Here is a 14,788-nt window from a genome sequence, read left to right as displayed (position 1 = left end):
CGGAGCTGGGTGGGGCCGCGGTTACTCGGCCCGGTAGCCGTCGTTGGCCCTGATGTCGGCGTCGATGTCCTTGACGGCCTGGTCGAGCGTCTTGCGGACGTCGGCGCCGGAGACGATGTCGTGGAGGGCCTTGTCGACGACCGAGGAGATGACCTTGTAGCCGGGCGTCGCCGGCCGCAGGAGCGCGTAGGCCTTGCCGATCTCGTAGACGGGCTCCAGGGGCCTGCCCGCCCCGTAGTTCTGGGTGCCGGGGATGGCGGACTCGATCGACGGGTAGGTGCCGATGGCGTCGGAGTACATCACGAGGTAGTCGTCCTGCATGAGGAACTCGATGAACCTGGTCGCCGTCTCCTGGTTCTTCGAGCTCGCCGAGACCGCCCACTGCCACGAGCCGCCTCCGACCCTCGCGCCCTTGCCGAAGTCGACCGGCGGGAGGATGAGGACCTCCTCGGCGCCGAAGGTCTCCTGCGCCTTGAGGACCTTCCAGCCGCCGGCGTAGACCATGGGGACCTTGCCCTGGAGGAAGTCGGTGCCGTCCGTCCCGGGGGTCTGGGAGGCCAGGCCGTCGGCGAACAGGCTGCGGAACCAGGTGCCGAAGGCGACGGCGTCGGAGCCGTTGAGGAACCCGTCGGCGGTGGTGAGGGTGTCGCGGTCGATAATGTCGCCGCCGAAGGACTGGAGCATGGGCGCGTAGGCGTAGGGCCACCACTCGGCGGTGTCCCACACGCTCATGTCAACGGCGAGCTCGTAGTCGGGCAGCTCGGAGAGCCTCTTGAGGGCGGCGTCGAACTCGGCCCTGGTCCAGGGCCTGGCGATGGTCGGGACGGTGATGCCGGCCGCCTGGAAGGCGGATCTGCGGGCCAGGAAGCACAGCGAGGTGTCGTAGGGGCCGACCGAGTAGAGGGCGCCGTTGAAGTGGCCCTTGGCGGAGTCCACCATCGCGTCCGTCAGCGAGGTCGGGAGGTCCAGCTGCGCCAGGTAGCCGGACCATGCCCAGTTCGGCATGATCGGGCCGTCGAGGTCGAGGATGTCGGGGAGCTCGTGCGCGGCGGCGGCCGTGACGATGGAGTCGTTGTAGACCGCCTGCGGGAACGCCGTGATCTGGATCTTCGTGCCGGGGTTGGCCGCGTTGAAGTCGTTGGCGATCGTCTCGATGACCGCGTACTCGTCGGTGCCGCCGGCGCTGTGGGTCCACAGCGTCAGCGTGCCGGGCCTGGACCCGCCCTGGGATGAGCAGGCGGACAGGGCCGCGCTCGCCGCGGCGGTGGCTCCGAGGCCGAGAAGTGCTCGGCGGCTGGGAAACATGGGCGCTCCTTCGTGTCTACTGTGTCTACCTGGTGGGTGCGGGTCGCCGGTCCACTGGATCCGGCGGTGTGCGGCGGGTGCGCGCCCGGGGGTCAGGCGCCGCCGGGCGGTGCGGTGGAGGCCCGCTCGACGAGCTCGCAGTGAAACCGGATGGTGGCCGGCGGGTCGGGCAGGGTGCGGTCGATCAGGCCCCTGACGAGCCAGTCCGCCATCTCGTAGTGGGGCAGGCGCATGGTGGTCAGTGGCGGGGCCAGGTTGGTGGAGATCAGGGCCAGGTCGTCGAAGCCGACGACGGACAGCTCGGCGGGGATGCGCAGGCCCAGCCGGGCGGCCTGCCTGTAGACGGCGGCGGCGATCTCGTCCTTGAAGCAGAAGACGGCGGTGGGGCGGTCGCCCCGGTCCAGGGCGGCCCGGGCGGCGGCGTCGGCGCCGGCGGGGGTGCTCGGGCCGGAGACGACCAGGCCCGCATCGGTCTCAAGCCCCGCCTCGGCCAGCGCCCGCTCGTAGCCGGCCCGGCGCAGGCCGACGGCGATGGCGCCGGAGTCATCGGTCACGTAGGCGATGCGCCGGTGGCCGAGGCCGATCAGGTGCCGCGCCGCCTCCCAGCCGGCGGTCTCCTCGTCGGGCACCACGCCGACGACGTCGTCGCGGTCGGTGAAGCCGTTGAGGACGGCCACGTTGGCGGCCTCCGGCGGGACGCGCACCTCCTGGTGGTACATCGCGGCGTGGATGATGGCATCGACCCGGCGGGACCGCAGCTCGCGCACGGCTCGGCGGGTCTGCCCCTCCTGACCGCCGGAGTCGGTGAGCAGGACGGACCAACCGAGCTCGCGGCTGGCGGTCAGGATGGCGTCGATCATGGCGACCGCGTAGGGGGTGGACAGGACCTGCTCACCCAGGACGCCGACGGTGCGGGTCCTGCGGTTGCGCATGCCCCCCGCGAGGGCGTCGCGCACGTAGGACATGGAGTCCGCGGTGAGGCGGACGCGCTCGGCGGTCTTGCGGGAGACCCGTCCCTTGTCCTTTCCGGACAGGACGAGCGAGGCGGTGGCGGTGGACACGCCCGCCGCGGCGGCCACCTCGCCGAGGGTCGTCATCGCCCTCCTTCCCGGGTCGGAAGCGCGCCGGGCCCGCGGCCCGGCTGGAACCATCATGCCTCGTGACAGACGTTACGTCAACCGATTAACGTCCATATAGCCGGGCTTTCGTCGCTCCTGCTCGTCGCTGCGGCGGACCGTCGGCCGCCGGTCACCGTGACAGGCGGCCCGGCGCGTCCGCGGCCTGCGCCGACCTACAGGCTCCGCGGGCTCCTGAGCCACTCGGCGTCGGCGGCGCGCAGGCCCCTCCAGCCGCGCGAGCGCGCCTGGGCGGCGGCGAGGACACCCACGACTGTCGAGGGGTTGTGCAGCCGCCCGGACACCACCGCGGCGACCGCGTCGTCGAGGCGGAACCAGGTGGGCACGAACTCGGCCTCCTCGGCCTCGCGCCGCACCCGCTCCTGCGGCGCCAGCATGTGCAGGTCCCGGGCCAGGTAGGAGCGCACGCCCTCGGTGGTGAAGCCGGGCGAGGCGTAGAAGTCGGCCAGCACGTCCCAGCGCGCGGCCGCGAAGTCGGTCTCCTCGGCCAGCTCGCGCCGCGCCGCGAGAAGCGGGGCCTCCCCGGGCACGTCGAGCAGGCCGGCTGGCACCTCCCAGAGCATGGCGCTCACGGGGTGGCGGTACTGGCGCACCATGAGGATCTCCGCGGCGCCGTCGGCCCGGGAGGAGTCCGGCCCCTCCCGCAGCGCCACGATCGACACGGCGTCGTGGTGGGCGACGATCTGCCGGCGCACCGGCTCCTGACCCTCGGCCAGGACGAGCTCCTCGTCGTCGACGGTGAAGATCGGACCGCTCCACACTCGCTCGTGCGCGCCGACCCTGCGGCCGCCGTCTCGGGTGTCCTCGAGCTCGGCGTGGCTCACTGCCTCTTCCCCTCCTCGTTGCTCGCCCCGCTCGGCTCCTGCCGGTGGGAGGCGTAGAGGTCGCGGCGGCGCTCCAGGCCCGCCCTGATCAGGCCGGCGAAGAGCGGGTGAGCCCGGGTCGGCCGGGACCTGAACTCGGGGTGGGCCTGGGTGCCCACGTAGTAGGGGTGCAGGTCGCGGTCGAGCTCGACGAGCTCGGCGAGGTGCCCGTCCGGCGAGGTGCCCGTCACGCGCAGGCCGACGGAGGCCAGGCGCTCCCGGTAGGCGTTGTTGACCTCGAAGCGGTGGCGGTGGCGCTCGCAGACCTCGGTGGCGCCGTAGGCCTCCGCCACGATCGAGCCGGGCGTGAGCACCGCGGGACAGGCGCCCAGCCGCATGGTGCCGCCGAGGTCTCCCCCGCCGGTGACGAACTGGCGCTGGGAGTCCATGGTGGTGACCACCGGGTCGGGGGTCTCGGGCTCCATCTCCGTCGATGAGGCGGCCGCCAGGGCGAGCAGGTTGCGGGCGGCCTCGATGACCATGCACTGCAGGCCGAGGCACAGGCCCAGGGTGGGGACCCTGTGCTCGCGGGCCCAGCGCAGCGCGCCGAGCTTGCCCTCGATGCCGCGCACCCCGAAGCCGCCGGGCACGACGACGGCATCGACGCCCGCCAGGGCGCGCTGGGCGCCCTGCGGTGTCTCGCAGGCGTCGGAGGCGACCCAGCGGATGTCGACGCGGGCGTTGCCGGCGAACCCGCCGTGGCGGATGGCCTCCGAGACCGACAGGTAGGCGTCGTGCAGGTCGACGTACTTGCCCACCAGGGCCACCTCGACGCGGTAGCGGGGGTTGTGCACGCGGTCGAGCAGCCCGTTCCACTCGGTCCAGTCCACGTCCCGGAAGGGCAGGGCCAGGCGCTGGACGAGGAACGCGTCCAGCCCCTCGCGGTGCAGGGTGGGCGGCACCTCGTAGATGCTGGCGGCGTCCTTGCACTCGATGACGGCGGGGGCCTCGACGTCGCACATGAGGGCGACCTTGCTCTTGACGCCCTCAGGCAGGGGCCTGTCGGTGCGCAGCACCAGGGCGTCGGGCTGGATGCCGATGCTGCGCAGCGCCGCCACCGAGTGCTGGGTGGGCTTGGTCTTGAGCTCGCCGGCCGCGCTCAGGAAGGGGATGAGGGAGACGTGCACGAAGGCCACGTTCTCCCTTCCCAGGTCGGCGCGCACCTGGCGGGCGGCCTCCAGGAAGGGCTGGGACTCGATATCGCCGACCGTGCCGCCGATCTCGGTGATGATGACGTCGGGCACCCCGCCGCCCGCGCCAGGGGCGGCCTGGGCCCGCATGACGCGCTTGATCTCGTCGGTGATGTGCGGGATGACCTGGACAGTGTCGCCCAGGTACTCCCCGCGCCGCTCCTTGGCGATGACGGCGGAGTAGACCTGGCCGGTGGTGGCGTTGGCGGCGCCGGTGAGGTCGACGTCCAGGAAGCGCTCGTAGTGGCCGATGTCCAGGTCGGTCTCGGCGCCGTCCTCGGTGACGAAGACCTCCCCGTGCTGGAACGGGTTCATGGTGCCGGGGTCGACGTTGATGTAGGGGTCGAGCTTCTGCATGACCACGTCGAGGCCGCGGGCCCGCAGCAGCCGGCCCAGGCTGGAGGCCGTGAGCCCCTTTCCGAGCGAGGAGACGACGCCCCCGGTGACGAAGACGTGCCGGGGTACGTCAGGCAGGTTTCCACTCAGGCGTGCGCGGTTGGAGCTCACGGGCCTTCAACTTAGCAGGTCCGGGGCCCGGCCGCGGTGCACGCGCGGCCCGCGCCCGTCTCACTCCTGTTCCAGGACGTGCCCGGCGAGCTGGTCCGCGAGGTCGTCGGCGGTGGGCAGGCCGCCCGCGGCCAGGCGGGCCCGCCCGCGGGCGGCCTCGCGCGCCGCGTCGTCGGCCAGCAGGGCGGCGACGGCGTCGGCCAGGGCCTGCGCGTCGGGGGCGACCAGGACGGCGCCGCCGCGGGCCGTCAGGGCGGTTCCGCCGACGTCGGTGGCCACGATGGCGGCGCCGGCGCGCAGGGCCTCCTGGATGGCCAGCGGCTGGCCCTCCCACAGGCTCGTCTGGACGACGACGTCGGCCTCCGCGAGAAGAACGGGGACGTCCTCGCGCCCGCCCAGGACCCTGACGGGCAGCTCCTCGGCGGCCGCCCGCTCGCGCGCGGCCCGGGCCGCCGGCCCCTCCCCGGCCAGCGCCCACACGAAGGCGGGCAGCTCGCCGCCGTCCACGCGAGACTGCAGCACCGCCGCGGCGTCCAGCAGCAGGCCGATGCCCTTCTGGGGCGCCAGCCTGGCCACCGTCAGCAGCCGCCGCCCCGGGCCCCGCCAGGCCGGCTCCGCCGAGGGAGCGTGGGGCGCCGCGCCGGTCGGGGTGCGCGGCGGCGCGGGGATGACGGCGATCTCGACCCGTGCCGCCCCCCTGGCGGCGGCGCGCTCGGCCAGGTCGGGGCTCACGGCCAGGACCAGGTCGGCGCGCGCGGCGACGAGCCGCTCCAGGCGCTCGCCGACGGCGCGCGTCAGCCGCCCGCCGACCGTGAGGTTGTGAAGGGTCACGACCAGGCGGGTGCGGCCGGGGCGGCGTCGTCCCAGCGCCAGGGCGGCGAGGGCGCCGGCGCGCAGGCCATGGGCGTGGACGACGTCGGCGCGCCGCCCCAGGCGCCGCAGCCTGGCGACGACGGCGGGGTCGCCCGGGCCTGGCCCGGGACCGATCTCGAGGCCCTCCCCCCGTGCCCCGCCCAGGTCGAGGCCCTCCAGGGCGGCGTCGGGCGCCTCGACGATGACGTCGTGGCCCGCCCGCGCCAGCAGCCGGGCGCAGTCGCCCAGGTGCGCGCGCACTCCCCCCGCGGCCGAGCCGCACGCCTCCAGGACGCGCTGCCGGCGCCCGGCGGCCCGCGGACGCCGATCTGCCTCGGGATCCATGTCCTCTTCTGCCAGAGCTCTCACTGCTCCTCCCGGGTCGTGGGCGGACCGGCTGCGGCGCCCGGCCGCACCGCGTCCAGGAGGCGCGGGCCGGCGCACATGCACGCCCCCATGACGAGGGCGGCCGCGCCGGTCGCGCCCGCCGCGGCGACGGCGATCGCGCCGGGAACCGAGTCGACACGCGCGCTCAGCGCGCGCGCGCCGATCCCGGCGGCCAGCGCGACCGGCGCCCCGACGGCGAGCGTGCGCAGGGTGGGGCCCAGGGCGCGGGCGCCCGCGGTCATGGCCAGCGCCGCGAGCATGCCGAGCCCGGCGACGCTCATGCCGATGGTCGTCCCCATGGCCAGCGCGACGAGGGTGGCCCTCCCGTCGCCCCCGCCCGGCGCCATGAGGCGCACCGCCACGGCCGAGGCCCCGGCGACCGTCGCCCACCCCAGGGCGGTGGCGCGGGCGGCGTACCGGGGACGGCTCGCGGCGAAGAGGATCCGGGTGACCTGGTAGACGAGGGCGTAGCCCACCAGGCCGGGGGAGAGCACCGCCAGGGACAGGCCCATGCCATCGACGTCGGTCAGCAGGGCGAAGAAGCGCTCGGCCCCCGCCGAGGCCGCCATGAGCATGCCGGAGCCGGCGAGGGCGACCGCGGCCATCAGGGCGGTGGATGCGGCGGCGAGCTCGACGGCCCGGGCCGGGTAGCCGCCGTCCCCCCGCCCGGCGCCGCCGTGGCCGCCCGGGTCGAAGGCCGCCGCCAGGCGCGGGTAGACGACCGTGGCGACGGGGACGGCCATGACGGCGTAGGGCAGCATGTAGACCGCCTGGGTGTACTGGTAGACGGCCACGGTCCCGGCCCGCCCGCCGGAGCGCGCCAGGGCCAGGACCGCCAGGACGCTGAGCTGCTGGGCGACCAGGGTCCACACGCCGGCGCCGCCCAGCCGCAGGGCGCGCCAGGCGACCGCCCGGTCCAGGTGCAGGGTGGGGCGCAGCCGGATTCCCAGGCGCACGACCGGATAGAGCAGCGGCAGGCTCAGGGCGGCCACGCCGGCGGTGGTCCCCCACCCCAGGACGCTGAGGGCCGCCGGGCCGGCCTGGTCGCCCGGGCCGGTCGTCATGGCGCCGTAGACGGCGTATGTCGCCATGACGACGAGGCTGGACAGGACGGGGGTGAGCGCCGGCCAGGCGAAGCGCCCCATGGCCTGCAGCACCCCGGTGAGGACCACCCCGACGCCGTACAGGGGGACCTGGGCGGAGAACATGCGCAGGAAGTCGGCGACCAGATCCGTCTGCAGAGCCGGATCCGCGCCCGCCGAGACGGGCAGGAGCCGGGCGATGGGATCGGCCAGGAGGGCCAGGAGCAGCGCCAGCGGCGTCAGGACCGCCAGGACGACGCCGAGCAGGCCCGAGGCGATCCGTGAGGCGTCCCGGCTGCGCGTGGGGATCGCGGCGGCGGCCAGCAGCGGGACGACGGTGGCGGCCAGGGCGCCGCCGACCACGACCTCGTACAGGACGTTGGGCACCTGGTTGGCGGTGGTGTAGGCGCCGGCGACGGTCCCGGCCCCCACGGTGGAGGCCTGCACGATCCACCGCAGGAAGCCGAGCACGCGCGAGACGAGCGTGAGGCCGGCGATGCCGAGCGGGCCGTGGAGGCGCGCGCGCCACGCGCCCGGCGTCCCGGGCGGCCCTCCGGCCGGCGGGTCGGCCCGGGGGCAGGCGGTCATGAGGGGCGGCGGCCCAGGCCGTCGAGGGCGGCCAGCACCGGGGTGCGGGCGATCACCCGGGTGAAGGAGACGCGCTCGCCGGCCAGGACCAGGGCGGTGCCCGCGAGCGCGGCGAGGGCGCGCACCGTCCGGCTGGGGTGCGCGGCCAGGGCGGTGCCGACCAGGGCGCCCACGGCGTTGGCGCCCGTGTCGCCGAGCATGGTGTCCTCCATCAGGTCCTCGGGCAGGGCCGCCGCGACGACGCCCAGGGCGCCGGCCGCCAGCGCCCGGGCCGCCTCGGCGCCCTCGCGGCGATCCGCGAGCAGGGCGCCGCTCATCAGGGCCGCCGTCTTCAGGGCGCGGCCGGGCCGCAGGTCGAGCAGGTTGTGGACGTCGGCCCAGGCCGCGATGGTCACCGCGCCGGTCGCGGCGTCGGCGGCGACCATGACCGGAGCGCGCCCGCCGGACGCGGAGCCGCGGTAGCGGGCCAGGAGCGCTCCGGAGACCAGGGCGCCGGAGCCGATGACGACGACCTTGAGCGCACCGGTGGTCACGCGCCCGCGGGCCAGGGCGCCCAGGTGCCCGGCAAGGCCCTTGACGGGCGCGTCGCCGTCGTGGGCGCCGGCATCCAGGTCGTCGGCGAGGCCGGCGGCGCCGGCGGCCGTCGTCGCCGTGAGCGCGGCCATCGTGACTCTCCTGGCGCCGCACCCGGCCGGATCGGGAAGGAGCAGGCCGGCCCGGCTGCTGGCGGCCACAGCGCCCACGGCGGCCCCGATGCCGCCGCGCAGGCTCACGGCGCGTCCGCGGAAGCTCGTCCGCTCCAGGCGGGGGCCCAGGCTCTTGATGCTTCCCAGGCCGGTCGACCAGGACACGGTGGCGCCGAGCGCGTGGAGGGCGACGTCGATGGGGCAGGAGCGGTCCGACGCGCCCGCGGGGGCGCCGACGCGCCCGGGGATGCGGTTCATGGGCCCAGCCTATCGGGAGGGCCGCGCTCCGGCCCGGCGCCCGCACGCTACTTCGCCATGGGCGGCATGACCGCGTCCGCGCCCTTGTCGAAGCCGTAGTGGCCCTTCGTGCCCGAGGCCGTCGAGACCAGGGCCAGCGGGGTGGAGACCGCCGCCGCAACCTGGCCGACCGAGTCGATCGTGGTGACGGCGGCCTTGGCGGTACGCAGGGCGGAGACCACATCGGTCTCGTCGTCGGCGCCGCCGACGACGACCGCCGTGGACACCGCGGCCGTCCCGGTCAGGGCCTTGGCCCAGGAGGAGGCCGCCTGTGACAGCGAGTCGGTGGTCGCGGCGTCCCTGGTCTCCGCGGCGTCGGGGCTGCGCGGGCCGACGACGACGATCATGTCGGCGGGGCCGTTGAGCCTGGTGTCCACGGAGACCAGGGGGGTGTCGGTGGCGGTCAGCAGCTCCATCAGCTGCCTCGCGTTGTCCGAGCCGCTGGTCAGCGCCGCGCCCAGGCCCTCCCCGAGCACCCCGTTGCCGTCGGTCGAGACCGTCTTGCCCAGGCGGCCGGCGAGCTGTCCCGAGTAGGACTCGCGGAAGGCCTCGCGGGACGGATCGGTCCAGGCGGTGGTCAGGCTCACGCGTCCGTTGATGGTTCCGCCCGCCGCCTCGACCTGGGTGATGATGGTGTCGATGTCATCGCTCTTGGCCTCGGGGAGGACCGCCAGGGCGATCTTCTTGCCCTCGAGGGTCCCGGGCAGGTAGGCGGTGGCCGCGGCGGCGATGTAGTCGTCGCGGTTGTTGACGGCCGCCTCGGTCTGCTCGAGCTGGGTCTGCATCGCCTTGCGGTTCTCGCGCAGGGAGGTCACCTGGTCGTTCAGGGCGGTTCCCAGGGAGTTCTGCAGCGGCCCCGCGCCGAGCACGACGCCGACGGCGAGCGCCAGGAAGACGGAGATGAGCGAGACCAGGTGGTAGCGGAAGTCGATCATGGGGTTCCTTCCTTGCTCACACGGAGGGCGTGCTCGGGGCCAGCCCCACGAGGGAGCGTAAGAAGTTGACGAGGTCGTCCCATACGGCGCCGGACAGGCCCAGGAAGGTCTGCCCGCCCGGGGTGGAGGCGAGCGCTGCGAACAGGGCGATGAGCCCGGCGAGCGCCAGGAGGGCCAGGTGCCAGCCGGAGATGCGGGTGCGGTACAGGCGCGAGACGCCCTTGGCGTCGATGAGGCGGTTGCCGACCTTGAGGCGGGTCAGGAAGGTCGAGGACATCCCCTCGCGGCCCTTGTCGAGGAACTCCAGGAGGGTGACGTGCGTGCCCACCGCGACTATGAGCTCGGCCCCGTCGCCGTCGGCCATGAGCATGGCGATGTCCTCGCTGGTGCCGGTCGCCGCGAAGACCTTGTGCTCGGCGCCGAGGCCCTTGACACGGGCCAGGCCGGGAGCCCGGCCGTCGCGATAGGCGTGGACGACGATCTCGGCGCCGGACTCCAGGGCCTTGTCGGACACGGAGTCCATGTCTCCGACGATCATGTCCGGCTTGAGGCCCGCCTCCAGCACGGCGTCGGCCCCGCCGTCGACCCCGATGATGACGGGCTTGTAGTCGCGGATGTACGGGCGCAGCGCCATGAGATCCTGCTTGTAGGAGTAGCCGCGCACGACGATGAGGACATGGCGCCCGTTCATCCGGGTGCGGATGTCGGGCATGCCCACGCCGTTGAGCAGGAGGTCGCGCTCGCCGCGCATGTACTCCATGGTGTTGACGGCGAAGGCCTCGAGCTGGACCGACAGGCCCGCCTTCGCGGCCTTCATGGCCTCATCGACCCTCTCGCGGGTCTGGACCACGCCCTCGGCGACCACCTCGTCCCTGCCCGCCGCGCGCACCGTCGCCGGGCCCTCGTCGCCGCCCAGGTCGATGGTGACGCGCTGCCCCTCGCGCAGCCGCATCACGTCGGCGCCCAGGTCGTCGACCAGCGGGATGCCGGCATCGACCAGGATGCCCGGGCCGAGGTTGGGGTAGCGTCCCGACACCGACGGCGCGGCGTTGAGCACCGCGGCGGGGCGGGCCTCGGCGAGGGCCTCGGCGGCCACGCGGTCGAGGTCCGTGTGGTCGATGACGGCGACCTCGCCGGCCCGGAGGCGCTTGGTGAGCCTCTTGGTGCGCGCGTCAACGCGCACGGGCCCACTGAGGCGGTCAGGGTCCGAGGACGCCTGCTTGCGGAACGGGTTCCTCACGTCGGGGATTGTGCCACGGCGGCTTGCGCGGAGGCTTCCTCCAGCAGCTCGGCGGCATGCCTCAGGGCCGCCTCGGAGCGCTCGTGCCCCGACAGCATGCGGGCCAGCTCGGTGACGCGCTCGGAGCCCACGACCCGCACGACCCGGGTGCGGGTTCCGCCCGCCGTCCCGGGATCATCAGGGCCCGCGCCCTCCGGCGCGACCGCGTCCGGGGTCTCCTTGACGACGACGAGCTGGGTGTGGGCCCAGGCCGCGACCTGCGCCAGGTGAGTGACGACCACCACCTGGTGGCGTTGCGCCAGGCGTGCGAGCCTGCGGCCGATCTCACGCGCGGCGCGCCCCCCGACGCCCGCGTCGATCTCGTCGAAGACGAAGGTGCGCTGGTGGGCGGTGGCGGTGCCCTCCGGCGGGGCGCCGGTGGCGTCCGCCAGAACGACCTCGAGGGCGAGCATAATGCGGGACAGCTCGCCGCCCGAGGCCCCCTTGCCCAGGGGCAGCGCGGGCGCGCCCGGATGGGCGGCCAGCAGCAGGGAGACCGCCTCGGCACCGGTGGGGCCGGGCTCGTCGAGCGGCTCCAGCTCGACGACCAGCCGTGCGCCTGCCATCTGCAGGCCCTCGAGCTCGGCGGTGACGGCCGTCTCGAGCCTGCCGGCGAGGGTGCGGCGCGCCGCGCTCAGCCGGCCGGCGGCCTCGTCCAGGTCGGCCTGGGCGTCGGCCAGCGCCTGCTGCGGGGCCGTGGCGCCCTCGGCCGGGTCCTCGATCTCGGCCAGCCGTGCGGATGCCCGCCGCCCCCAGCCCAGGAGCGCGTTGACGTCGTCGAGCTCAGTGCTCGCGCCGCCGATCTCCCGGCAGGCGCGGGCGAGCTCTCCGCGCCGGTCCTGGATCCGGGCGAGCCGGGCCGGGTCGGCGTCCAGGGACTCCAGGTACTCCCCCAGGTCGGCGGCGGCGTCGGCGACCAGGATGCCCAGCTGGCGGGTGCGGCCGGCGAGCTCGGTCAGGGCCTCGTCGTTGCCGGGGGCGCCGTCCAGGGCCCGCTGCGCGACGGCGAGCAGGGCGGACGCATCCGCCTGGCCGGCGTCGACCGCGTCCTCCTGGCCGACCAGGGCGGCGCGGGCGGTCCCCGCGGCCAGTCGCAGGTCCTCGGCGTGGTCGAGGCGCTCGGCCTCGGCGGTGAGCTCGCGGTCCTCCCCCGGGCGGGGCCCGACAGCGTCGAGCGCCTCCAGCCACCCGCGCAGGCGGTCTGCCTCTTCGCGGCGGGCCTGCGCCCCGGCGCGCCACTGCTCCAGCGCCTCGGCCGCCTCGCGGCGGGCCCGGTACGCCTCCGCGTAGCGGCGGCACAGCCCGGCGTGCTCCGCGCCGCCCAGGCCGTCCAGGGCGGCGCGCTGGGCGGCGGCGCTGCGCAGCCGGAGCTGGTCGGCCTGGCCGTGGACCGACACGAGGTGGGAGCCGACGTCGGCGAGTACGGAGGAGGGGACGGCCCGCCCGCCCAGGTGCGCGCGCGAGCGCCCCGTGGCCGGCACCGTCCGGGAGGCGAGGAGGAGGTCGTCGTCGAGCTCGGCACCGGCCTGCCTGGCGCGGGCGGCGGCCCGGGAGGCCGGATCCAGCGTGAAGGCGCCCTCGACGAGGGCGCGCTCGGCCCCGGCGCGTACCACGGCGGTCCCGGCCCGCTGCCCCAGCAGAAGGCCGAGCGAGGTGAGCACCATGGTCTTGCCCGCGCCGGTCTCCCCGGTCAGCGCGGTCAGGCCGGGGCTCAGAAGCAGGTCGGTCTGCTCGATGACGCCGAGGTCCTCGATGTGGAGCGACTCGATCATGCGGTATCGCCCGGTTCACCCTGATCGCCCGGTTCACCCTGATCGCCCGCATCGTCCGGCGCCTCGGTGGTGGCCCGCCAGCCCTCGACGGGCAAGTCGAACTTGCGCACGAGGCGCGTGGCGAAGGGCGCGTCGTTGAGCCGCGCCAGGCGCACGGGCCGGTCCGCGCGCGTGACGCGGATGCGCGAGCCCGCCGGCGCGTCCAGGCTCCGCCGTCCGTCGCACCAGACCTCGGCGCCCCCCAGGCCCGCGTGCTGGACCACGACCTCTATGCAGGAGCGGGGCCCCAGGACGAGCGGGCGCGTGAACAGGGCGTGGGCGACCAGCGGCACGAGCAGCAGCGCCTCGACCTCCGGCCAGATCACGGGCCCGCCCCCGGAGTAGGCGTAGGCGGTCGAGCCGGTCGGCGTGGCCATCACCAGGCCGTCGCAGCCGAAGGAGGACACCGCCTGCCCGTCGACCCCGATGGCGACCTCGAGCATGCGGGCGCGGTCGCGCTTCTCCAGGGCCGCCTCGTTCAGCGCCCAGCCGCAGGTGACGGTGCCGTCGGGGGAGGTGACCTCGACGTCGATGGTCATGCGGGTCTCCACCGTGTAGCGGCCGGCGACAAGGTCGGCCACGACGCTCTCGACCGCGTCCGGGTCGGCCTCCGCCAGGAAGCCGACGTGGCCCGTGTTGACGCCCACCAGGGGGACGTCGCGCCGCCGGGCGATCTCCGAGGCGCGCAGGATCGTGCCGTCGCCGCCCAGCACGAGGACCAGGTCGACGTCGCCGCCGAAGGCCGGGTCGACGGCCCGGACACCGTGGGCGCGCAGGGCCGCCTTGGCGCGCATGACTGCGGTCGCGGTCGGCGCGGCCTTGCGGTGCCGCGGCACCGGGGTGTCGCCGCGGTCCCGCTCGAGCACCATGACACGGCGCAGCACGCGCCTTGCCGCACGGGGCTCCGCCGCCCCTGCCGGCTCGGTCGGACCCGCCGGGCAGGAGGCGCTCATGACGGCATCCTCTCCGCGCGGGAGGCCGCGGGGCCGGCGGCGACGGCGCGGCGGGTCTCGGCGAGCAGGGCCTCGCCGTCGAGGTCGGTCGGGGCACCCGCGCGCGCGGCGTGCAGGTTGACGAAGTACTCCACGTTGCCGGCCGGGCCGGGCAGCGGGGAGGCCTCCACGGCGTCGATCCCGGCCCCGAGCCCGTGGGCCCGGGCGGCCACCGCCAGCACGGTCTCGACGTGCATCTCGGGGTCGCGCACCACCCCTCCGCGCGCCAGCCGGCCCTTGCCGACCTCGAACTGCGGCTTGACCATGAGCAGCAGGTCGGCGTCCTCGGCGGCGGCGGCGAGCAGCGGCGCCAGGACCAGTGTCAGGGAGATGAAGGACAGGTCGCCGACGACGAGCCCCGGGGCCGGCGCGACGGCCTGCGGGTCCAGAGTGCGCACATTGGTGCGGTCCAGGGCCGTGACGCGCTCGTCGGACCGCAGAGACCAGGCGAGCTGCCCGTAGCCGACATCGACCGACACCACGTGCGCGGCCCCGCGCCGCAGCAGCACGTCGGTGAAGCCCCCGGTGGACGCCCCGGCGTCCAGGCACCGGCGGCCCTCCACCCGCGGCGCCAGGCCGCGGGCGCCAAGGGCGTCCAGGGCGCCCGCGAGCTTGCGGGCGCCCCGGGAGACGTAGCTCTCACCCTGCGGCGCAGCGACCTGGAGCGCCTGCGCCGGGTTGACCTGCCGGGCCGGCTTGAGCGCGACGACCCCGTCGAGTCTGACGTGCCCGTCGGTGATGAGCCGGGCGGCGTGCGTGCGTGAGCGGGCGAGCCCGCGTCGGACGAGCTCGGAGTCGAGGCGGATGAGTCGTGCCATGCAATACCGGTGTCTGTCTAGGTTCCTGGGTGCTGTTGATGCGCCGGGCGGGGAGCGAGA

Annotated in this window: 12 protein-coding genes; all 12 read right to left on the bottom strand. The window is 75.2% G+C overall.

All coding sequences use genetic code 11. The features are described 5' to 3' along the window. Positions 1-21: 21 nt before the first annotated feature. The 12 genes from AIF0345_RS06935 to AIF0345_RS06880 all read right to left on the bottom strand — a co-directional run bounded on the left by AIF0345_RS06935 (position 22) and on the right by AIF0345_RS06880 (position 14,728). Positions 22-1,305 (bottom strand): extracellular solute-binding protein, encoded by a 1,284-nt coding sequence (locus tag AIF0345_RS06935; protein ID WP_268917057.1) that lies wholly within the window; start codon positions 1,303-1,305, stop codon positions 22-24. A gap of 92 nt (positions 1,306-1,397) precedes the next feature. Further along, the gene (locus AIF0345_RS06930) at positions 1,398-2,402 is read right to left on the bottom strand and encodes a LacI family DNA-binding transcriptional regulator (protein ID WP_268917058.1); all 1,005 of its coding nucleotides are present in this window, start codon (positions 2,400-2,402) and stop codon (positions 1,398-1,400) included. A gap of 194 nt (positions 2,403-2,596) precedes the next feature. Then, a complete protein-coding gene (locus tag AIF0345_RS06925; protein WP_268917059.1) occupies positions 2,597-3,265 on the bottom strand; it encodes an NUDIX domain-containing protein in 669 nt (222 codons plus the stop codon). Next, positions 3,262-5,001 carry a CTP synthase gene (locus tag AIF0345_RS06920; protein WP_268917060.1) on the bottom strand — a complete coding sequence of 580 codons (1,740 nt, stop codon included), beginning with the start codon at positions 4,999-5,001 and terminating at the stop codon, positions 3,262-3,264. The genes AIF0345_RS06925 and AIF0345_RS06920 overlap by 4 nt, the downstream gene beginning before the upstream one ends. Before the next feature lie 60 nt (positions 5,002-5,061). Then, the gene (locus tag AIF0345_RS06915) at positions 5,062-6,198 is read right to left on the bottom strand and encodes a glycosyltransferase family 4 protein (protein WP_268917061.1); all 1,137 of its coding nucleotides are present in this window, start codon (positions 6,196-6,198) and stop codon (positions 5,062-5,064) included. A 20-nt stretch (positions 6,199-6,218) separates the two neighbouring features. After that, on the bottom strand, positions 6,219-7,910 hold the full coding sequence (gene murJ, locus AIF0345_RS06910) for a murein biosynthesis integral membrane protein MurJ (RefSeq protein WP_268917062.1): 1,692 nt from the start codon (positions 7,908-7,910) through the stop codon (positions 6,219-6,221). Further along, on the bottom strand, positions 7,907-8,854 hold the full coding sequence (locus AIF0345_RS06905; RefSeq protein ID WP_268917063.1) for a hypothetical protein: 948 nt from the start codon (positions 8,852-8,854) through the stop codon (positions 7,907-7,909). The genes murJ and AIF0345_RS06905 overlap by 4 nt, the downstream gene beginning before the upstream one ends. Positions 8,855-8,901: 47 nt before the next feature. After that, complete coding sequence (locus tag AIF0345_RS06900) at positions 8,902-9,828, bottom strand: copper transporter (RefSeq protein WP_043559300.1); 927 nt, start codon at positions 9,826-9,828, stop codon at positions 8,902-8,904. A gap of 16 nt (positions 9,829-9,844) precedes the next feature. Then, positions 9,845-11,068 (bottom strand): putative cytokinetic ring protein SteA, encoded by a 1,224-nt coding sequence (steA, locus tag AIF0345_RS06895; RefSeq protein WP_285297753.1) that lies wholly within the window; start codon positions 11,066-11,068, stop codon positions 9,845-9,847. Beyond that, on the bottom strand, positions 11,065-12,879 hold the full coding sequence (recN, locus tag AIF0345_RS06890; RefSeq protein WP_285297751.1) for a DNA repair protein RecN: 1,815 nt from the start codon (positions 12,877-12,879) through the stop codon (positions 11,065-11,067). Before recN ends, steA begins: the two co-directional genes overlap by 4 nt. Then, positions 12,876-13,787 (bottom strand): NAD kinase, encoded by a 912-nt coding sequence (locus tag AIF0345_RS06885; RefSeq protein ID WP_285297900.1) that lies wholly within the window; start codon positions 13,785-13,787, stop codon positions 12,876-12,878. Before AIF0345_RS06885 ends, recN begins: the two co-directional genes overlap by 4 nt. Positions 13,788-13,867: 80 nt before the next feature. Continuing rightward, positions 13,868-14,728, bottom strand: a complete 861-nt coding sequence (locus AIF0345_RS06880; RefSeq protein ID WP_285297749.1) for a TlyA family RNA methyltransferase — start codon at positions 14,726-14,728, stop codon at positions 13,868-13,870. Positions 14,729-14,788: the final 60 nt, after the last annotated feature.

The organism is Actinomyces israelii (assembly GCF_030253495.1).
Classification (GTDB): Bacteria; Actinomycetota; Actinomycetes; order Actinomycetales; family Actinomycetaceae; genus Actinomyces; species Actinomyces israelii.
Note: the sequence above shows the minus strand (reverse complement) of the source record. Positions and strands in the feature narration are given on the sequence as shown.